Below are 17,664 nucleotides of genomic sequence, written 5' to 3'. Positions count from 1 at the left end.
TTTGCTCTGCGCTCCAGCACGTAATAGCAGCGGTGCTATCCGGGTTGGACCAGTCACGAAAACGTCCAGAACTCGTTTTCACCTGCAAATGTTGCTCCGATCTAAGACGCCACCGTGAATGAACTGAACAGGGCATTGAGCGGTCAAATTGGACAATTTCGATATTATTGCCGATTTGACGGAACCCAAATAGCCGTGGATATCGCCGTGACGGGGACAGGGATACGTGTCGCGATGTTTCTCTTGCGTAAGTGCTGAACTTGGATTCGCCTGAACGGTGGTTCCTATGAGTGCTCCAGAGTCACGGATAGATGTCGAACAGTTTGTCTCGAACTTCCTCGAGTTCCAGTACCGCGAGGTGATGATGGTCTTTGCGACGCTTGCTGTCGTGGGAGGATCTATCGTCTTCTTCCCCGGATTCGATAATCTCAGCAAGGGGCTGCAAGCCGATATTTCGCTCGGCCTGTTGGCGGCGTTCATCCTCGTTGCAGTAATCGCTGGCGTCGTCAAGGGGATGGTGGGCTTTGGCTACGCACTCATCACGACGCCCATCTTCGCCTCCGTGATCGATCCGACTTTCGCAGTCGTCGTCTTGGCTATTCCACCGTGGATGATCAATATGTTCCAGATCGGAGAGACCAACACCGGTCTATCCTTCATCCGCGAGGAATGGGTTCTCGTCCTTCTAGCTATCGTGGGCTCGGTAATCGGAGTCGCGTTCCTCGCTGAATTTAGCACGGGTCCGATCGTTCCGTTTCTCATCGGCCTCGTGATCTTCGGGTACGTCGTCTTCCAGGTAGTCCAGGACTTCGTTACCGTCGAAGAGACGCACAATCCGCTCGGGCTTAGCGTCGCGGGGTTCCTTGAGGGATTCCTCCTGGCTGTCGCGAACCTCGGCCCGCTGCTTCCGGCGTACTTCCATACGTTTGAGCGGGACACCGAGCGGTACATCGGCGGCCTTTCGATGGTCCTCGGTGCCATTTTCACAATCCGAATCATCCAGATGGCGCTGTTCACAGACTTGCTGACGACCTATCGGCTGTGGCTCGGATCGGTGATCGCGGTCGTCACCATCGTCGGCCTTCTACTCGGGACGTACCTCCGCCGTCTCGAAGTTGACGAGGAGAAGTTTAACTGGTTCGTCGTCGCGTTGCTGTTCGTCATCTCACTCAATATCTTCCGGAATACGATTCCGGCGCTCTTCCTGTGAAGCAGACGAGATTTAGAGGACCGACGTTACTGAGGTCAGCGAAGTAGACGACTAAGGGGTGTCGTTGCTCACCTACTCGACATCGCCTTCGACGACTGCCTTCCGGGGGATCACTTCGATAGTCGTCTCCGACCCGATCGCCGTTCCGCCGTCGACGGCCTCGACGCGGCGGATCACGTCTTCAGGGCTGGCACAGCCGCAGTTGACGAACTCCTCCCACTCGTCGCCGACCGCGACAGACCCGGCATGAGCCCACCGGAGGTACCGCCGATAGGTGTATTCCGTCATGTTCTTCTGGAGCCACGTCGCTGTCGGCGACCCACCAGTCGTCAGTCTCATCGGGGTCGGTCTCCGGCGATCGGAACGAGACGAGGACTCGATCCGCCTGATCCTCGACGGTAGCCGGGTCCGTCGTATTGATGTCGCGTCTCTCTGCCGATCCCATCAGTCGTCAGCCTCCGTCGGGATCGCTCCAGTGCTGTCGGTCGACGCCGCTTCCGCTGATTCGAGCCACTCCTCCGCGTCAAGGGCGGCCATGCTTCCCATACCAGCGGCGGTGACAGCCTGCTGGTACTCGCGGTCTATCACGTCACCGGCCGCAAAGACGCCGTCGGCAGCCGTCGCCGTCGTCGCCCACGCGTCTCCAGCGGTGGAGGTTTTCACGTACCCGTTGTCGTCAAGGTCAACGGGCGGGTCCCGGAGGAAGTCGGTGTTGGGCTCGTGGCCGATGGCGTAGAACACGCCACCGATGTCGACCTCCTCGACCTCGACGTCTTCACCGGCTTCGTACTTCTCGGCAGGGTAGCCGTCCGGGTGGGAGATGAGCGTCGCGCTAGTAACGCCGTTCTCCTGTGACCCGTCGATCGCCAGGAGTTCCGTATTCCAGGCGAACTCGACATCGTCGTGGTCGCGGACGCGGTCGGCCATGATCTCCGACGCACGGAGATCGTCGCGGCGGTGGACGACCGTCACGGAGTCGGCGAACTTCGCGAGGAAGAGGGCCTCTTCCATCGCGCTGTCGCCGCCGCCGACGACGAGTACGTCGTCACCGCGGTGGAATGCGCCGTCGCAGGTCGCACACGTCGAGAGCCCGTAGCCCATCAGTTCGTCCTCGCCATCGGCGCCGACCCAGCGGGCGCTGGCACCAGTCGCGACGATCAGGGCACGGGTTCGGATCGTCTCACCAGTCGAGAGCGACAGCTCCAGCGGCTCTCCCTTCAGGTCGGCAGACTCGATGCTGCCGTGCTGGAACTCGGCGCCGAACTGTTCGGCCTGCTCTTTCCCGCGCTGGATCAGCTCCATCCCGCCGACGCCGTCTGGGAACCCGAGATAGTTCTCGACGTCGGTCGTCAGCGTCAACTGGCCGCCAGGCTCGTCACCCTCGAGCACGAGGGGGTCGAGATCGGCCCGAGCCGCGTAAACGGCTGCTGAGAGACCAGATACGCCCGAACCTGCGATGACGAGGTCTCGTGTCTCTTCAGTCATTTACTCGGTGTACCTCTCGATCAGAGAGCGCAGTTGCTCTTCGCCCTGCACCCCGACGACCTCCTCGACCTGCTCGCCGTCGGCAAACAGGACGAGCGTCGGAACGCCCCGGACGCCGTAGGACTGAGCGAGTCGCTGGTTAGCGTCGACATCGACCTTGGCGACGGTCGCGCCGGTCTCCGCGGCCAGCGTCTCCACGACCGGTTCGAGCATCTGGCACGGGCCACACCAGTCAGCGTAGAAGTCCGTGAGGACGACATCATGCTCAGCGACGACATCGTCAAGCTGGGACTGGCCGTTGACCTGGAGCGGTTCACTCGTAGCGGTGCCAGCGTCGGATGCAGTATCGGTTGCCATCACGAGTACGTAAGCACCGGTGCTAATTAAGGATTTGGGCAATATATACAATACTATCCAATACAGTTCGTAACATGGAAACTCAGGTGTCACTGTGTCACAGGAAATCATCAGTTCACCGTCGAAACGGTGAGATCTGATACAGAGAGAAGAGTTAGCTTTCGGCAGCGGGAGCCGAAGTATCGGACTGTTCGTACTTGTTCTCGAACTCCTGAATGAGCTGGCCCATCTTCGCGTACCAGTCGTTGAGCATCCGCTGCATATCGTCTGCGATCTGCGACGGATCCGTCGGCGAGTAGACGTGGTAGTACCCGCCCTGATCGTAGTTGACCTGATCCTTTTCGATGAAGCCCGTCTGGAGGAGCCGCTGGATGGCCCGATATGCAGTGGACCGTTCACGGTCGACAGCACTGGCGATCTCGTCGACAGTCAACGGTTCCTTGGCGTCGACAAGCGCCCGGAAGCACTCCTTATCGAGCTCTTTGAGACCATGGAAGCACTCAAGTAGCCCCTCGCACTCCATGTCCCGACGGAGCTGCTCAGACATCGAATCTGGCATTGTTATCGCGTAATTCTACGCACTAGGGTGTTAAAAGACTTGTGTATGGATTCCACAATCCTGCGCGAACCCGTAGTCAAAACAGAAGGGGAGAACAAAAAATCGGTCGGACAAAATTTGAGGTATATGACAGAAACAGCAGGACAGCTCGTCAGTTAGCGGTAATGGAATCAGTGTCGGCAGACGTCGTCCGAAGCTCCTGGATGGAACTGTAGACGACCGCACTACTGACGAGGAGTGCTGCACCGAGGATGATGACCAGTGCGACTGTGTCAAGAATGGGCATCTCGATGACACCGCCGATTTTGCGCACGGCGACGGCAATTGCTCCCAGCAGAAGCATCACGCCGAAGTACACCTTGATTTCATCCTCGTCGACGATACTCGTCGCCGCAGCGCCGATCCGGGCCCCGAGGGCGCTTCCCGCAAGCAACGGTGCAACGATCGCGAGATCGACTGCCCCGTCGAGTGCGTAGAGGAAACTCCCGATTCCGCCGGAGAAGACGATTTCGAACAGGTCGGTTCCAACTGCGACGGGTACGGGTACACCCACGAGGTAGAACAGGGCAGGCATCCGGATGAAGCCGCCACCTACACCGAGGAAGCCGGACAACAGCCCCGTGGCGAACGCGACCGCAAGGATCATCCACAGCGAGACCGTCACACCGCCGCGAAGCGTCATCATCGGCTGAACCTCGTACGACTGGATCTTTTTCGCGATGTCAGGGATATCTTCCGCGTCTAGTTCACCGTCAACGTCGGCGTCGTGGCTGATGCCGCCGCCATCGTCTTTGAGTGCTTGGCGCGTAACGAACAGGCCGATACCACCGAGTAGGCCGACGTAGGCAGCGCTAACTACGGTATCTGCCAGGCCGAGATCCTGCAGTAGATGGAGACCCTGCTTGCCGACTTCGATGCCTGCTGTGGTGCCGGCGATCATCAGTACCCCGAGCTTGTAGTCGACCTGACCGAGATCTCGATGTTTCAGCGTCGCGATAACCGACGTTCCGAACACGAAGGCGAGCCCGGACGCGACGGCTACGTCGGTTTTGTATCCCATCACGAGCAGCGCTGGCGTGACGAGGAACGAACCACCCATACCGAAAAACCCGAACAAGAGGCCGATGAGTAGCCCAAACCCGGTGAACATCACGAGTAGTGATGCAGCGATACCGAAGATCTCCATCACTGGTCACCTCGAATTGCGGCAATGATCTTCGTTCCGACGAGCTTCTCAAGTGCTCCATACCCGACGTAGAGCACGACTGCCTCCAGTAGCACGATTCCGATAATGGTCGCTGCCTGTCCCCATCCGCCCAACGATTCAATACCGATCATTGTACGCCACCTCTTCTATGGCCCTTGGATTTGTCCATTTCATACTTTTCTGCACAAGTCTACGTAGCCGACTAGAGTACAAAACGATTTTGGGTACATCGCACAATACTATATTCGGGTAACCACGAGGGGAGTTCCGATAACTTAGAGAGAACATATACGCCAAGGCAGCTCTGGAGATCAGCCGGTGCAATTCAGACCACCACCACGGACAGCGCTCACCTGTCGAGCAAAACCATGTTGTCGGCACGCGACTAATACCCGGTATGAGGGCCCTGTGCGCGACCGACCTGTCGGCTGCAAGCGAGGCCGCCATAGAGAACGAAACCTGTCTCGAGTGCCTGGGCCGTATCGGCGTCGAGACGATCCATCTCGTGACAGTCGTCCCGGCGAACGTCCACTCCGGCATGCCCGGGGTGAATTTCGAGGAACGACGCCAACAGGCGCTCGACCAGTATCGGACGGTGATCAAGTCCGCCGGGTTCGACGTCGAGGCCCACATCGTCCGTGGGACCCCCTATCGACGTATCAACGGTATCGCCGAAACCGTCCACGCCGACCTCGCGGTCGTCGGCTCTCGGGGACAGAGCCCGCTCGAGAATCGTATCATCGGCTCAACCGCCCGCAACCTTGCACGGACGACTGTCGTTCCGTTACTGGTCAACCGCATCGAGCGAGCGACCGACGACCCCGAGGTTCTCCGAGAACACCTCTTCCAGCGGATGCTCTTCGCGACGGACTTCTCCGAACACGCCGATCGGGCGTTCGACGCCTTCTCGTACCTCCGTCATGCGACCGAGGAAGCCACGCTCGTTCACGTGCGGTCGCCGAAAGACGAAGGTGTCGACGCCGATGCCAGCCCACGGGAGCAACTGACCGAGTGCGCGAGTACGCTGGAAAACTGGGACATCGAAACACGAATCGAGATCCGGCACGGCGATCCTGCCGACGAAATCCTCGCCGTCGAGGCAGAAGTAACGCCGTCGACGATCCTCGTCGGGTCGAAGGGACGAAGCCGTATCCGGCGACTCCTGTTGGGCAGCGTTTCAGAGGAGATCGTCGCACAGGCGACGGGGAACGTCTTCCTCGTTCCGCCGCCCCGGGCAGTCTGAGAGAGTCACCACCAGGGCCCCGATATCGCAGAGCGCCGATAGCTCAAGACAGTTCTCAGATTGCTTGTGGAGCCCACGAGACGGGGCCGTCACGAAGTCCTCAGTCTTCCGTGACGTCTTTCCCCACTCCGACTCTCGCAGGAGCAGGCGGCTCGTGCGTACCGAATTCGGGATGAGTCTCCTCCATCCAAACATACACCACTACACCTGACGCGAACATCAGGCCGGCAGTCACGTAGAACGCGGCCGCCACATTCACGAACTCCATCGAGAGTCCAATCAGGACCGCGCCGACAGCGTACCCGGAGTCGCGCCACATCCGGTAGACACCCATGCCCGCCGAGCGCCACGTCGGATGGGCCGCATCGCTTGGAACTGTCATCAGGTTCGGGTACAGCAGCGCCATCCCCAGCCCGGAGACACCAGCCAACACCGCCCACGCGATGTAGCTATCGACGAGCACCATCCCGAGGACGCCCGCGCCAGCGAGGAACATCCCCACGATGACTGGCGGGCGCCGACCGATGCGGTCCGCCAGCCCGCCGGTCGCAATCTGGAGGAAGTACATCGCGCTGTGAACACCAACGACAACCCCGACCGCTCCGATGCCCAGCCCTTGACTCGTCAGGTACAGTGGGACGGCGATCCAGAACAGCGTGTCGACGAAGTTCTCGATGTGACCGGCCTGCGCCGCGGCGAACAGCGTCCGGTCGCCGTAGGTCGCGCGCTTCAGCACCTCATCGAACGGCAGGTTCGCGTCGTGGTGATCGTCGTCCCCCTCGGCTTGGGCGTACTGGACGGTCTCCTTGATCAGGAAGATCGAGATGAGGAACGCCAAGACAACGACGACAGCCAGGAAGTAGAACGGTTCTGGCCGCAGGCTCCACTGGCCAGCGATGATACCCGTGATCCAGGCTCCGACAGCGACACCGGTGTAGCCGAACGCCTCGTCGAGACCGACCGCAAGGCCACGCTGGTCCGGACCCGCGAGGTCGATCTTCGCGTTAATCGCCATACTCCACGTCAACGCCTGGTTGACACCCAGTAGGATGTTCCCGACGGTGATCCAGCCCCAGCTGGGGGCGAGGATGAGGATAACCGGCAGCGGGAGCGCCGTCGCCCACCCGGCGATGAGGACGGGCTTGCGTCCGTACTCCTCACCCCACTTGCCGGCGTAGAGATTGAGGATCGACTTCACGATACCGAAGGAAACGACGAACGAGCCGATCACGAGGAACGATTCGACGTCGAGGACATCCTCCCCCAGCACGGGAACAACGGTCCGTTCAGAACCAATGGTCAGTCCAGTCGCGAAGACGAGCAGGACGTGCAGCGAGAACTGCCCGAGGTGCTCGCGGATTCCTTGTTCGAGTTCAGTCGTCGTAGTCATTGCTGCTTGAGTTCAGCTGGTTCATTTGTGGGTTACAGTAGGAGGAACGCGGTGCCGTACGCGACCACGAACGAGAGGAGGAACGACCCTGCCCACGCCCCGACTGTCAGGAGAATCTTTCTGGTATCCACCGCTTCCCGACCACCGACGGCGGCGCCACTCCCGATGATGGCGCTCACGACGATCTCGTTGAACGAGACGGGGACACCGAGCAGGACTGCCAGCTGTGCGATCAGGAACGACGGCACCAGCGCCGAGATGGAGCGCCGTGGCCCCAGCGACGAGTAGTCCTGGGCGAGCGACTTAATCATCCGGGGCGCTCCCGCCCACGAGCCGACGAGCATTCCGAGGCCACCGCCGACGAGCACGGCGAACGTCGAAACCATCCCGACCTCGTCGAGCAGCGGCAGTAACGGCCCGACGGCGAGCCCGACCTGGCTCCCGCCCGCGGAGAACGCCACGAGTGACCCAAGCGCCAGCAGCACCCGACGCAGGCCGCCGCGTTCGTCGCGACCGACGTCCCACCAGACGACAGCCGCGACCGCTAGCGCAGCGAAGCCGGTAATACTGACTGCCGAGGCGAGCCCGTCGACTGCGAGCACCTGCTGTCCGAAACCGCGGAGTGTTCCTGACGTTCCTCTCTCACCCAGGAAGCTGAACTGGACGTTCATGAGGACGGCTCCGACAAGTCCGGCGAGGACCGGAATGCTGTACTGCTCGGGGACATCGGGACGCGGGAGGAGGCTTGCGATTGTGAACGCGATACCACCACCGACGAACGGCGTCAACATCCAGACGGCGGCGATCTGGCGGTACTTCGGCCAGACCGGCGTGCCACCGAGGGCGAGGCCGACACCGATGACGGCGCCGGTCACGGTGAACGCCGTCGCGATCGGATAGCCGGTCGTAATACCGACCGCCATCAGCCCCGCGCCCAATACGAGCACGAGGATGACGCCGGCGATCGGCAGGCTGATGCCGTCGACGAGCCCGCTCCCGATGGCCTCCGAGACGTTCCCTCCCTGCGTGACGGCGCCGGCGAACCCGAACATGCCGACGAGGAACGCAGACCGCATCGTCCCGATGGCGTTCGCGCCGACAGCAGGGGCAAACGGGGTGGCGCCGCTTGAGCCAGCGCCGATGACCCACGCCATGAACAGGCTGGCCAGCGCTGCACCGACGAAGAGGGCGATGAGAGCGGGGTCCATAGAAGTGAGTTAGTCTGCGCCCGTTACGGCGGTGTCACGTCCCTGGCTGCGGCTACGCCAGTAGCCCTGAGCGTACGCGCCGAGGAACATCCCGGCGAGCGCCCAGAGGATCGCGACGTTGCCGGTTCCGAGGCTCGCGTACGCCGCGCCCGGGCAGATGCCGGAGAGCCCCCAACCGACGCCGAATACGGCGCCGCCGACCAGAACGTTCCGGTCGAACGGTTTCAGGCGCCGCTCGTAGGGATCACCCGTGAGGGGTGCGGCGTCCCGAATCCGTGGCAGCAGCGCGAACGCGACCCCGGAGACGATGGCGGCCCCGAACATCACGAACGGGAGGCCGAGGTCGTCGAACTGGAGGAAGTTCAACACGACCTCCGGCCGCGCCATGTGGCTGAACCCGAGCCCGAACCCGAACACAATGCCGCCGACGAAGATCAGCGGCTTGAACAGCGGGTGGCGGTCGCTCATGGGCTCACCCCCAGCGCAGCGACGACCTGGGCCGTCCCGATGGCCACGGTCAGGAACGTCAACACCCCGACTAGTGACGTCTTTGACGCCGAGCCGACGCCACAGACGCCGTGCCCGGACGTACAGCCCTTGCCGATCCGGGTACCGATACCGACCAGGATGCCGCCGATAAACAGTCGCCACGGCTGAACGTCGGTCTGCCAGAGCGTCACGCCGGCGACCTCGTAGAGCTGGCCGGTCGCTCCGGGCTCGTACAATGAGCTCGTGACCAGGCCGGACTGGACGGTCGCCGCGAATGCCAGGCCGCCCAGGATGATGCCGGCCGTGAACACGAGCCGCCAGTCACGCGAGTCGACGTACTGCTGGAAGCGGGACTGGTCGGAAACGTACGACAGCGTCGACTCCAGGAACGTACTGGCGCCGGCCGGGATGCCCGTGCCGACGTAGATCAGGACGGTCCCGAGGCCGACGAGCAGGCCGCCGACGGCGTAGCGACTGATCCCGTTGGGGAACAGCTCGGCGGCCGCCTGAAGCAGTACTGGGTCAGTGACCATCGGCGTCGTTAGTCACCCGCGAGCGAGTCCTGGCTGGCGGCGCAGTTGTTCGGCCCGAGCTCGAGCGTGAACGCTTCCTCGTCGTCGACGGCGTTCTGTCCGAGGTTCGTCGCGATGATGTCCTCGTAGTTGGCCGGCCGCGGCGGCATGTCCGAGAGGATTAGCTCGACGAAGTCGTCTTCGTCCATCGTGAGTGCGTCCATCTCCTCGACGAGCTCGCCGATGGGCGCGGTGTAGGTGCCGTCGTCGGCGGGATCGGCGGCGTCGCTGAAGTGGGCACCACCGACGAGCGTGTCATCAGGGAGCGCCAGGACGCGCTCCTGCAAGGACTCGTAGAGCATCCGCGCGGCGTCGGGCGCGCCGTCGTCGCCCTCTTCGAGGTCCGGGCGGGCGACGCTCTCGACGAACAGTCCGTCGCCGGTGGCGAGCAGACTGTCGTCGACCAGATAGGAGGTCATCCCGGTCGTGTGGCCGGGCGTGTAAACGGTCCCGATGGTGGCGTCACCGACCTCGAACGTGTCGCCGTCCGCGGCCGTGGTCAGCTCGTCGGCGTAGGTGACGCCGCGGTCGACGGCGGCCTCGGGGACGACGCCCTCGACGCCTTCGTCGTCGAGGTCGCGCACGCCCGAGATGTGGTCGGCGTGGATGTGCGTGTCGAGCGCGTACTTCAGGTCGACGCCGAGCTCGTCGGCGTCTGCGAGATAGCGGTCGGTGAACGCCCGCAGGGGGTCGATGACCGCAGCTTCGCCGTCGTCGTAAAGCAGATAGCCGAGACAGCCGGAGGACGGCCGCTGGTACTGAACGAGTGTGCCCGCGCCGTCGTAGCGGTCGACCTCGACGGCCTCGTAGATGCTCGCCCAGCCGTTCATCCCGTCTTCGAGGTGGTTCACGTTGTAGTCGCGCTCGGCGAGCGTGCCCGCGACGAACTCGCTGGCGCCGCCCTTCGCGCAGAGGACGGTCACCTCGCGGTCGTCGGGGATCTGGTCGAGGATATCGTCGTCGATGTCGTCCTCAAGGAACTGGAAGTACGGGACGTTGATCGACGTGACGTTCTCGCCGTCTATGTGCCACTCCTCGTAGTCCGAGTTCATTCGCGCGTCGAGCAGCGTCACGTCCTCGCCGGCGTCGATGCGCTCTTTCAGCGTCTCCGGGGCGACCGTCTCCACGTCGGCGTCCGGAGTGGGGAAGTCTTCTGCGTTCATGTCGTGCACCCCCATCTATCGGATGGACGTACTAAAGGATTTGCATAGTATTCCAATTTGTGCACAATATAGGTTCCCCCCACGACTCTGTCTGGAGTGGTATATACGTCCACAAACCCGATACTGGGGGAAATTACGATTTCACCCACCGACCAGTAGTTTGCGTCAGACACAAGAACCAGCAATCTTTTAACTACACGTCCAATATTGTGCGTTAGCTCCAAGACAGATCAACGGAGCAGACACAACAATGAGTGCAGAATACGATATCGCAGAGACGCTCGACGTGAAAGGCGCATCGTGCCCGATGCCGGTCGTCAAGACCAAATCGGCCATCGACGACCTCGGCGCCGACGAGGTCTTAGAGGTACTCGCGACCGACTCGGGCAGCATGAGCGACATCGACGGCTGGGCCGACGGCACGGACGGCGTGGAACTGCTTGCACAGGAGGAGAGCGGTGACGTGTACAAACACTACGTGCGCAAGACGGAGTGAAAATGAGCACGGACACCTCAGACACGACAGCCGAGGATACCCCCGACGCGGCCGAGGGTGACGTCCCCTCCCGCGCGGAGCTGGCCGCACGCGTCGCCGAACTGGAAGAGTCACTTGCCAAGGCGGAGGACGACGACACGAAGAAGATGTCAATCATTGCGACGAAAGGGACGCTAGACATGGCGTACCCGCCGCTGATCCTCGCGAGCACCGCCGCCGCCTTCGGCTACGAGGTGACGGTCTTCCACACGTTCTGGGGACTGGACATCCTCCACGAGGAGCGCTCGAAGAACCTCAAGCTAAGCTCTGTTGGCAACCCCAACATGCCCGTCCCCAACGCGGTCGCCGCCCTGCCCGGGATGGATCGGGTGACGACGAAGATGATGGAGAAGAAAATCGACGACAACGACACCGCCACTATCGAGGAACTCATCGAGACGAGTCTCGACATGGGCGTAGAGTTCCAGGCCTGTCAGATGACCATCGACCTGATGGACTACGACGAGGACGACTTCTACGACGGCGTCACCACGGGCGTCGGCGCCGCGACCGCCCTACAAGACATGGCCGACGCCGACATCCAGCTTCTCGTCTAAACTCCGATGAACAATCTCGAGAATCCGATTCCCCGGATTGTCGATGCTGTCGCGGAGGCAGAGGGCGTCGAGACAGCCACACTCGACCCGCCGCTCGCCGAGGTCGTCGATCCGGATGCAGTAGAACGGTTGGTCGAGGATTCGACGACGTCTGACCTCGAAGTTCGATTCGCGTATCGTGGTCATGACACCGACGTCGACGACAGCGGTCGCGTACAGGTCGACTGAAGCAGACAGAACTTCTCTTCGATACCGGTATCCACCGACCGCCACTCCAGCAGCGCCGTCCGATTTCAATGAGTAGACTCTGAGGAGACTCTCGTAGCAGGGGCAGCAGAGAACGGTGGTCGCGTCAGGTCCACTCCGATTCAAGGGCGTCCAGCAGCCGCTCGACCTCAGCGTGCGCGTTGACCGCGTGGATCGACACGCGGACGGCATCCGGCGTCGGCAAGGCCCGAACGACAATTCCCTCCGACGCGAGTCGGTCGACCGTCGCTTCGGGGTTGTCCACGTCGATGGTCATGAGTCCCGACTCGGGATCCAAGGGACTGAGAAGGCGGTCATCGGGGACACCATCGGCCAGCTGGCCGGCCAATTTCTGGATCCGGTCGGCGATACGGTCTACGCCGACCTCGTTGATCGCATCGATGGCCTCCACCAGGGCGACGTGCGAAGCCGGGTTCGACGACCCGACCTCGAATCGACGGGCCCCGGCCGCGAACTCGTAGGGGTCCGCAGTCGGTGTTTCGACGCTTCGGTAGCCGACTGTGGCGGGCCGGAGCGCTTCAGCGGCGTCGCGGTCGACGTGCAGGAAGCCGCCGCCCCACAGCCCCAGCAGCCACTTGTGGCCGGCCGCCGCGACCGCGTCCGCCCCCCACTTGCCAACGTCCATCGGGAGCTGTCCCGGCACTTGCACGGCGTCGACGAGCGCGAACACGCCGGCTTCGTGAGCGATGTCTACGAGGTCGGCGACGGGTAACTGGGTGCCGTGCGTCCAGGTCACGGCGCTGAAACACGCCAGCCTCGCGCCGTCGACGGCCTCGGCGAAGGTGTCGAGATCCACACGGCCGTCCGCAGTCTCGACGACGCGAACGTCGACGCCCTCCTCTTCCAAGCGTTGCCACGGGAGCGTTCCGGCTGGATGTTCGAGGTCCGTTCGAACGACGGTATCGCCGGGCTCCCAGTCGATGGCGCTCGCGACGGCGTTGATGCCCGCGGTCGTGCTCTCCGTGAGCGCGATCTCGTCGTCGTCCGCGCCGACGAAGGTAGCGACGCGCTCCCGCACCCGGTCGTACGCGTCGAACGCTACCTCGTAGGGGTCGTTTCGCGTACTCGACTCGTACTCGTGTGACCGCACGAACTCGTCGGCGGCCTCGACGACGTACCGCGGACTCGGGCCGTGGGCGCCGAAATTCAGGTAGACGTCCTCGTGCAGGGCGGGCGTGTCGGCGCGGAGTTCTCTGGGGTTCATTTCAGCCCCCACGAATTAGTCACTGTACCGGCCGATCAGTTCTCGGAGCGACTGTTCGGTCTGGCCGCCGCGGAGCCGTTTCACTGGCTCACCGTCCACAAACAGGACGAAAGTGGGCGTGCTCTGGGCACCGAACTCGATCGCCGTTTCGAGGTTCGATTCGATGTCGACCGTCAGGACCGTCACGTCCGTGTCGACGGCGATCGTCTCGAGAACCGGCTCCATCCGTTTGCAGGTGCCACACCACTCCGTGTAGAACTCCACGAGAGTGACGCTACTGTCCTCGATGATCGGTTCGATGTCGGAATCACCGAGCGAAACAACGCTGTCCGTCTCCGCTGTCTGTGTCGCCATTACCGGACTCTATGCACCGGATGTGTAATAGTCTTGGGATTATAACACAATAGTATTGGGGCGATCGATCCCCGTCTGCATCGAGTGGGAGAGTGACCCGAATCGGAGGGTCTCCGTTAGCGTGACTCCTCGGTGTTCTGGACACGGCCGAGGGCGCCTGCGAGCGCCAGCAGGTAGCCCAGCCCGTACTGGACATTCGGATCACGTAATCCGCGAAGCAGGCCAACGGCCCCAACCTGATCGGGGGAGTTCCGCTCCGCTTCACCGACACTCTCCAGCAGCCGTTCGATGCCGTCACGAGCGTCGTCGTCGGACGCCGTCTGCGCGACCTCGCCGAGCGCGGCGCCGGTGCCGGCCAGCGACGTGACCATCTCGTCGTCGAGCGCCGCGGTCGCCAGCGACCCGACCTCGGCGAGTTCGGCCAGCTCGTCGAGCGTACCGCTGCGCTGGAGCGCGAGCAGCGTGTCGAGTGCTTCCCGCAGTTCGTCTCCGTTCTCTCCGACAGTCGTCGTCTCCCGCGGGCGCTCGTGCCAGTTGACGACGATCAGGCGCCCGCCGGACTCGATGGCATCGAACGCTTGCTCGACCAATCCCGACTGGTCGTCGACGCCGTGGAACGTGTTCGCCACGACGAGCGTGGTGACTGGTTCGGGGAGGACTTCGGTCAATTTCCGGGCGTCACCGTGAATCGGGACGACGTACTCGATGTCCTGCTGATCGGCGAGACCATCAAGTTCATTGAGCAGTGACGCATCCAAGTCGATCGCATACACCGATTCAGGCTCGGCGATGCGGGCGGCTGGAAGCGCAAAGTAGCCGCTTCCACAGCCGACCTCAGCGACCGACTCGCCCGACGTGAGGCCGGGTTTCCGGAGCGTCGCGCCGGGCGTGGGCCAGAGTCTGCTCCACCAGTCCCAGTCGGGCTGCCCGGTGTTCTGGAACCTATCCATCCCTAGCGGGACCCCGACGTGTCCACTCCCAGCAGACGGTACAGGAGACAGACCCGGACGAGCCCGGTTCCGGCGAGCACGAGACCCAGCAGCGTCAGGGCTGCGCCGACCGTCAGACCGAAGCCGAGCAGGTCGCCGAGCGACGCGAGTCCCACGACCGCGAGTGCGATGCCGACGGCGATGCGGACCACTCTATCGGTGGCACCGATATTGTTCTTCATACCCAACAATACACAATACAAAAACCTAAGTCTTGCCCGGAGCGGGCTGCCCGCGATCCACTCGGTCCGCCCGGCGGGCCGCTACCGTTCGGTCGACGACGCCCACGCCGCCGGCAGTCGCGCGTAGACGACCGCGTTGTCCATGAGCGCGTCGACGGTCGTGTACTCGTCTACGGCGTGGACGGTATCGGTGCCGAACGCGAACTCGACGGTCGGGATATCGGCGTTGCGAAGCGTCTTCGCGTCGCCGCCGCCGGTGGCGCTCCGTCGGGATACGCGCTCGCCGCTCACCGACTCCGCGGTCGACGCCACCGCGTCGACGAGCGGGCTGTCTATCGGTTCGGCCGTTCCCACGCTCCAGGACACGTCCGTGATGGAGACGCCCTCGCAGTCGGCTGCACAGGACCTGATGTCGGCGAGCACCGACGATGTCTCCACACCCGTCGCGAGACGCACGTCGATCTCGGCACGGGCCGACTGGGGGACACTGTTGATCGCCTCCCCGCCCTCCAGCGTCCCCAAGTTGATCGACGGGTACGCGAAGAGATCGCGTGCGATTGCTCGCCCCATCGACGGCGCGTAGTACTCGACGGACTCCTCGACGACCGGTGCCACCGTTTCCGGGATATCCAGCCGGCGCTGTCCGAACCGCCCGCGGAGGGTCTCGACGGCCCCGTAGACCCGGTCGATCGCGTTCTCGCCGAGCACCGGGCGCGACCCGTGAGCGGCGTCTCCGGTGGCTTCGAGCGTCAGCCAGATGGTCCCGCGATCGGCGACGGTCACGGAGTGGCGACCCTCCTCGCAGGTTGGTTCGCCGATCACGCACGCGTCCACATCGAACTTTCCCGCCTCCAGCAGCGCTGGGAGACCGGCGTCGCCGCCGGTCTCCTCGTCGCTCACGAACGCGAACAGGAGGTCGACGGGCGGATCGGTGTCGGTGGCTGCGAAGGCCTGAATTGCGATGAGCATCGACGCCACGGCCCCTTTCATGTCGGTCGCGCCACGGCCGTAGACGCGGTCGTCGGTATGCTCGCCGAACGGGTCACGGGACCACGCGTCGGCGTCGAACGGCACCGTATCGAGGTGCCCGTTGTACAGCAGCGTGCGGCCGGACTCGCCGGGGACTCGGACGAGGAGGTTCGGCTTCGCCGGATCGACCACAAAACGCTCGACGTCGACCGGAAGCGGTTCGAGGAACCGCTCGATCTCGGCGACGATCTCGCGCGTGTCGCCGGGCGGGTTGGACGTATCGATCGCGAGCAGGTCGAGGGTCAGCGAGAGCAGTGCCTCGCGGTGTGCTCGCACGTACTCGGATGGCGTAGCGTCGCTCATTCGCCCGCTAACTTCCCCTCGAGGACTTTCGCCGCCGTGAGTATCGGGTCCCAGACGGGGCTGAACGGCGGGGCGTACGCCAGATCGGCGTTCCGGAGTTCAGTCACGGTCATACCAGCCGTGAGCGCCGTCGCCACCGTGTCGACCCGTTTCGCCCCTTCCCGGCCGACGACGCTCCCGCCCAGCAACCGACCGGAGTCCCGGTCGGCCACGAGCGTGACGGTGAGCTCTGCACCATCGGGGTAGTAGTGGGCTCGCGTCGGCGCCGATATCGCGACCGAAACGGGGTTGAAGCCGGCGTCCCGGGTCCGCTCCTCGTCAAGGAGTCCAGTTCGGGCGGCCCCCAGGTCGAACGCCTTGACGATGGCCGTCCCGGCGATCTCGCCGACCGGCTCCGGACTCCCGGCGACGGTCTGTCCGATGGCGCGACCGGCGCGGTTGGCTGTCAGCGCCAGCGGCACGTGGTCCGGCTCGCCGGTCACAACGTGACGCGCCTCGGCGCAGTCGCCCGCGGCGTAGACGTTCTCGTAGTTCGTCCGGCCGTACTCGTCAGTCGCGATCGCCCCGGTTTCCCCCAGTTGGATGCCGGCGTCCGCCGCGAGGTCGGCGTTCGGTTCGACACCGACGCCGACGATGGCGATGTTGGCGGGATGGGACTCGTTGTCGAGCATGACGCGCTCGACCCGGTCGGCACCCTCGAAGCCTGAGACGACGGTGTCGAGGTGTAGCTCGACACCCTGCTCGCGGAGGTGATCCTCGACGACCTCGGCCACCGCGTCACCGAACGGTTGGAGGACGTGCGGTAGCATCTCGTAGAGGTGGACGTCGACGCCGCGCGCCGACAGCGCCTCGGCCATCTCGATGCCGACGTACCCGCCGCCGACGATGGCCGCGGAGTCCGGCGAGTGTTCGGTGACGTAGTTCTCGATGGCGTCGGCCTCGTCCATGTCGTGGATCGTGAACACGCCGTCGAGGCCGAGCCCGTCGAACGGCGGTTCGATAGCGCTCGCGCCCGTCGCGACGAGTAGATGGTCGTAGGGCTGGTCGAACGTCTCGCTGTCACCCTCGACGGTGACGGTTTCGGCCTCGGGGTTGATGCCGACGACCTCATGGCCGGTCCGGAGGTCGACGTCGCGCTCGTCGCGGAACTCCTCGGGCGTCACGGCGACGAGGTTTTCCAGGTTCTCGACCTCGCCTTTGACGTAGTAGGGCATCCCGCAGGCGGCGTAGGACACCCACTCGCCCTTCTCGAAGACGACGACGTCCAGCTCTGGGTCCTCGCGCTTAGCCTTGCTCGCGGCGCTCATCCCCGCAGCGTCACCGCCGACGACCACGAACGTGTCGCTCATATCTCGGCGTTG

General features: G+C 63.5%; 21 protein-coding genes and 2 pseudogenes. 5 read left to right on the top strand and 18 right to left on the bottom strand.

Annotated features, from left to right (window positions below):
* Positions 1-286: 286 nt before the first annotated feature.
* Complete coding sequence (locus AB2U09_RS02175; protein WP_459191048.1) at positions 287-1,210, top strand: sulfite exporter TauE/SafE family protein; 924 nt, start codon at positions 287-289, stop codon at positions 1,208-1,210.
* A gap of 72 nt (positions 1,211-1,282) precedes the next feature.
* Here the strand turns inward: AB2U09_RS02175 and AB2U09_RS02170 are convergent, their stop codons facing one another.
* The 6 genes from AB2U09_RS02170 to AB2U09_RS02145 form a co-directional block, all read right to left on the bottom strand.
* The gene (locus AB2U09_RS02170; RefSeq protein WP_459191047.1) at positions 1,283-1,549 is read right to left on the bottom strand and encodes a DUF7968 family protein; all 267 of its coding nucleotides are present in this window, start codon (positions 1,547-1,549) and stop codon (positions 1,283-1,285) included.
* Between the two features lie 105 nt (positions 1,550-1,654).
* Entirely contained in the window at positions 1,655-2,695 is a 1,041-nt protein-coding gene (locus AB2U09_RS02165; RefSeq protein WP_459191046.1) for an NAD(P)/FAD-dependent oxidoreductase, read from the bottom strand.
* Complete coding sequence (gene trxA, locus AB2U09_RS02160; RefSeq protein ID WP_459191045.1) at positions 2,696-3,052, bottom strand: thioredoxin; 357 nt, start codon at positions 3,050-3,052, stop codon at positions 2,696-2,698. It lies immediately after the preceding gene.
* Between the two features lie 154 nt (positions 3,053-3,206).
* Complete coding sequence (locus AB2U09_RS02155) at positions 3,207-3,611, bottom strand: helix-turn-helix domain-containing protein (protein ID WP_459191044.1); 405 nt, start codon at positions 3,609-3,611, stop codon at positions 3,207-3,209.
* 151 nt (positions 3,612-3,762) lie between these two features.
* The gene (locus tag AB2U09_RS02150) at positions 3,763-4,797 is read right to left on the bottom strand and encodes a sulfite exporter TauE/SafE family protein (protein WP_459191043.1); all 1,035 of its coding nucleotides are present in this window, start codon (positions 4,795-4,797) and stop codon (positions 3,763-3,765) included.
* Positions 4,797-4,949 (bottom strand): DUF7512 family protein, encoded by a 153-nt coding sequence (locus AB2U09_RS02145; RefSeq protein WP_459191042.1) that lies wholly within the window; start codon positions 4,947-4,949, stop codon positions 4,797-4,799. Before AB2U09_RS02145 ends, AB2U09_RS02150 begins: the two co-directional genes overlap by 1 nt.
* A 266-nt stretch (positions 4,950-5,215) precedes the next feature.
* Between AB2U09_RS02145 and AB2U09_RS02140 the strand changes: the two genes are divergently transcribed.
* A complete protein-coding gene (locus AB2U09_RS02140; RefSeq protein ID WP_459191041.1) occupies positions 5,216-6,061 on the top strand; it encodes a universal stress protein in 846 nt (281 codons plus the stop codon).
* A gap of 100 nt (positions 6,062-6,161) precedes the next feature.
* Here the strand turns inward: AB2U09_RS02140 and AB2U09_RS02135 are convergent, their stop codons facing one another.
* Genes AB2U09_RS02135 through AB2U09_RS02115 form a run of 5 tightly spaced genes read right to left on the bottom strand, consistent with a single transcriptional unit; the run spans position 6,162 to position 10,883 of the window.
* Positions 6,162-7,451, bottom strand: a complete 1,290-nt coding sequence (locus AB2U09_RS02135) for an MFS transporter (RefSeq protein WP_459191040.1) — start codon at positions 7,449-7,451, stop codon at positions 6,162-6,164.
* Between the two features lie 32 nt (positions 7,452-7,483).
* The gene (locus AB2U09_RS02130) at positions 7,484-8,659 is read right to left on the bottom strand and encodes an inorganic phosphate transporter (protein WP_459191039.1); all 1,176 of its coding nucleotides are present in this window, start codon (positions 8,657-8,659) and stop codon (positions 7,484-7,486) included.
* A 9-nt stretch (positions 8,660-8,668) separates the two neighbouring features.
* Positions 8,669-9,127, bottom strand: coding sequence for a DUF6691 family protein (locus AB2U09_RS02125; protein ID WP_459191038.1), 459 nt, complete (start codon positions 9,125-9,127; stop codon positions 8,669-8,671).
* Positions 9,124-9,681, bottom strand: a complete 558-nt coding sequence (locus tag AB2U09_RS02120; protein ID WP_459191037.1) for a YeeE/YedE family protein — start codon at positions 9,679-9,681, stop codon at positions 9,124-9,126. Before AB2U09_RS02120 ends, AB2U09_RS02125 begins: the two co-directional genes overlap by 4 nt.
* An 8-nt stretch (positions 9,682-9,689) precedes the next feature.
* Positions 9,690-10,883 carry an MBL fold metallo-hydrolase gene (locus AB2U09_RS02115; protein ID WP_459191036.1) on the bottom strand — a complete coding sequence of 398 codons (1,194 nt, stop codon included), beginning with the start codon at positions 10,881-10,883 and terminating at the stop codon, positions 9,690-9,692.
* 250 nt (positions 10,884-11,133) lie between these two features.
* Here AB2U09_RS02115 and AB2U09_RS02110 point away from each other — a divergent pair, with 250 nt between their 5' ends.
* Genes AB2U09_RS02110 through AB2U09_RS02100 form a run of 3 tightly spaced genes read left to right on the top strand, consistent with a single transcriptional unit; the run spans position 11,134 to position 12,203 of the window.
* Positions 11,134-11,379, top strand: coding sequence for a sulfurtransferase TusA family protein (locus AB2U09_RS02110; protein ID WP_436930922.1), 246 nt, complete (start codon positions 11,134-11,136; stop codon positions 11,377-11,379).
* A 2-nt stretch (positions 11,380-11,381) separates the two neighbouring features.
* Complete coding sequence (locus AB2U09_RS02105) at positions 11,382-11,975, top strand: DsrE/DsrF/DrsH-like family protein (RefSeq protein ID WP_459191035.1); 594 nt, start codon at positions 11,382-11,384, stop codon at positions 11,973-11,975.
* A gap of 6 nt (positions 11,976-11,981) precedes the next feature.
* On the top strand, positions 11,982-12,203 hold the full coding sequence (locus AB2U09_RS02100) for a HalOD1 output domain-containing protein (RefSeq protein WP_459191034.1): 222 nt from the start codon (positions 11,982-11,984) through the stop codon (positions 12,201-12,203).
* Positions 12,204-12,327: 124 nt separating this feature from the next.
* On the opposite strand, the gene AB2U09_RS02095 is transcribed toward AB2U09_RS02100, so the two are convergent.
* From AB2U09_RS02095 to AB2U09_RS02065, 7 genes and pseudogenes are all read right to left on the bottom strand, one after another.
* Entirely contained in the window at positions 12,328-13,446 is a 1,119-nt protein-coding gene (locus tag AB2U09_RS02095; protein WP_459191033.1) for an aminotransferase class V-fold PLP-dependent enzyme, read from the bottom strand.
* Positions 13,447-13,461: 15 nt separating this feature from the next.
* Positions 13,462-13,800: a thioredoxin family protein gene (locus AB2U09_RS02090; RefSeq protein WP_459191032.1), complete on the bottom strand. Its 339-nt coding sequence runs from the start codon at positions 13,798-13,800 to the stop codon at positions 13,462-13,464.
* A 116-nt stretch (positions 13,801-13,916) separates the two neighbouring features.
* Positions 13,917-14,306 (bottom strand): annotated as a pseudogene (locus AB2U09_RS02085) (helical membrane plugin domain-containing protein); the annotation flags it as partial.
* Positions 14,298-14,750, bottom strand: a pseudogene (locus AB2U09_RS02080) (class I SAM-dependent methyltransferase); the annotation flags it as partial. The pseudogenes AB2U09_RS02080 and AB2U09_RS02085, both read right to left, overlap by 9 nt.
* Positions 14,751-14,752: 2 nt before the next feature.
* Complete coding sequence (locus tag AB2U09_RS02075; protein ID WP_459191031.1) at positions 14,753-14,971, bottom strand: YgaP family membrane protein; 219 nt, start codon at positions 14,969-14,971, stop codon at positions 14,753-14,755.
* Positions 14,972-15,052: 81 nt separating this feature from the next.
* A complete protein-coding gene (locus AB2U09_RS02070) occupies positions 15,053-16,303 on the bottom strand; it encodes a M20 family metallopeptidase (protein ID WP_459191030.1) in 1,251 nt (416 codons plus the stop codon).
* Positions 16,300-17,652, bottom strand: a complete 1,353-nt coding sequence (locus AB2U09_RS02065) for an FAD-dependent oxidoreductase (RefSeq protein ID WP_459191029.1) — start codon at positions 17,650-17,652, stop codon at positions 16,300-16,302. The genes AB2U09_RS02070 and AB2U09_RS02065 overlap by 4 nt, the downstream gene beginning before the upstream one ends.
* Positions 17,653-17,664: the final 12 nt, after the last annotated feature.

This window comes from Halosimplex yunnanense (assembly GCF_054504345.1).
Note: the sequence above shows the minus strand (reverse complement) of the source record. Positions and strands in the feature narration are given on the sequence as shown.

Bases quoted from the DNA above. Each gene is read 5' to 3' on its own strand.
- AB2U09_RS02175 (WP_459191048.1), top strand. From the start codon at position 287: ATGAGTGCTCCAGAGTCACGGATAGATGTCGAACAGTTTGTCTCGAAC.
- AB2U09_RS02170 (WP_459191047.1), bottom strand. From the start codon at position 1,549: ATGAGACTGACGACTGGTGGGTCGCCGACAGCGACGTGGCTCCAGAAG.
- AB2U09_RS02165 (WP_459191046.1), bottom strand. From the start codon at position 2,695: ATGACTGAAGAGACACGAGACCTCGTCATCGCAGGTTCGGGCGTATCT.
- trxA (WP_459191045.1), bottom strand. From the start codon at position 3,052: ATGGCAACCGATACTGCATCCGACGCTGGCACCGCTACGAGTGAACCG.
- AB2U09_RS02155 (WP_459191044.1), bottom strand. From the start codon at position 3,611: ATGCCAGATTCGATGTCTGAGCAGCTCCGTCGGGACATGGAGTGCGAG.
- AB2U09_RS02150 (WP_459191043.1), bottom strand. From the start codon at position 4,797: ATGGAGATCTTCGGTATCGCTGCATCACTACTCGTGATGTTCACCGGG.
- AB2U09_RS02145 (WP_459191042.1), bottom strand. From the start codon at position 4,949: ATGATCGGTATTGAATCGTTGGGCGGATGGGGACAGGCAGCGACCATT.
- AB2U09_RS02140 (WP_459191041.1), top strand. From the start codon at position 5,216: ATGAGGGCCCTGTGCGCGACCGACCTGTCGGCTGCAAGCGAGGCCGCC.
- AB2U09_RS02135 (WP_459191040.1), bottom strand. From the start codon at position 7,451: ATGACTACGACGACTGAACTCGAACAAGGAATCCGCGAGCACCTCGGG.
- AB2U09_RS02130 (WP_459191039.1), bottom strand. From the start codon at position 8,659: ATGGACCCCGCTCTCATCGCCCTCTTCGTCGGTGCAGCGCTGGCCAGC.
- AB2U09_RS02125 (WP_459191038.1), bottom strand. From the start codon at position 9,127: ATGAGCGACCGCCACCCGCTGTTCAAGCCGCTGATCTTCGTCGGCGGC.
- AB2U09_RS02120 (WP_459191037.1), bottom strand. From the start codon at position 9,681: ATGGTCACTGACCCAGTACTGCTTCAGGCGGCCGCCGAGCTGTTCCCC.
- AB2U09_RS02115 (WP_459191036.1), bottom strand. From the start codon at position 10,883: ATGAACGCAGAAGACTTCCCCACTCCGGACGCCGACGTGGAGACGGTC.
- AB2U09_RS02110 (WP_436930922.1), top strand. From the start codon at position 11,134: ATGAGTGCAGAATACGATATCGCAGAGACGCTCGACGTGAAAGGCGCA.
- AB2U09_RS02105 (WP_459191035.1), top strand. From the start codon at position 11,382: ATGAGCACGGACACCTCAGACACGACAGCCGAGGATACCCCCGACGCG.
- AB2U09_RS02100 (WP_459191034.1), top strand. From the start codon at position 11,982: ATGAACAATCTCGAGAATCCGATTCCCCGGATTGTCGATGCTGTCGCG.
- AB2U09_RS02095 (WP_459191033.1), bottom strand. From the start codon at position 13,446: ATGAACCCCAGAGAACTCCGCGCCGACACGCCCGCCCTGCACGAGGAC.
- AB2U09_RS02090 (WP_459191032.1), bottom strand. From the start codon at position 13,800: ATGGCGACACAGACAGCGGAGACGGACAGCGTTGTTTCGCTCGGTGAT.
- AB2U09_RS02075 (WP_459191031.1), bottom strand. From the start codon at position 14,971: ATGAAGAACAATATCGGTGCCACCGATAGAGTGGTCCGCATCGCCGTC.
- AB2U09_RS02070 (WP_459191030.1), bottom strand. From the start codon at position 16,303: ATGAGCGACGCTACGCCATCCGAGTACGTGCGAGCACACCGCGAGGCA.
- AB2U09_RS02065 (WP_459191029.1), bottom strand. From the start codon at position 17,652: ATGAGCGACACGTTCGTGGTCGTCGGCGGTGACGCTGCGGGGATGAGC.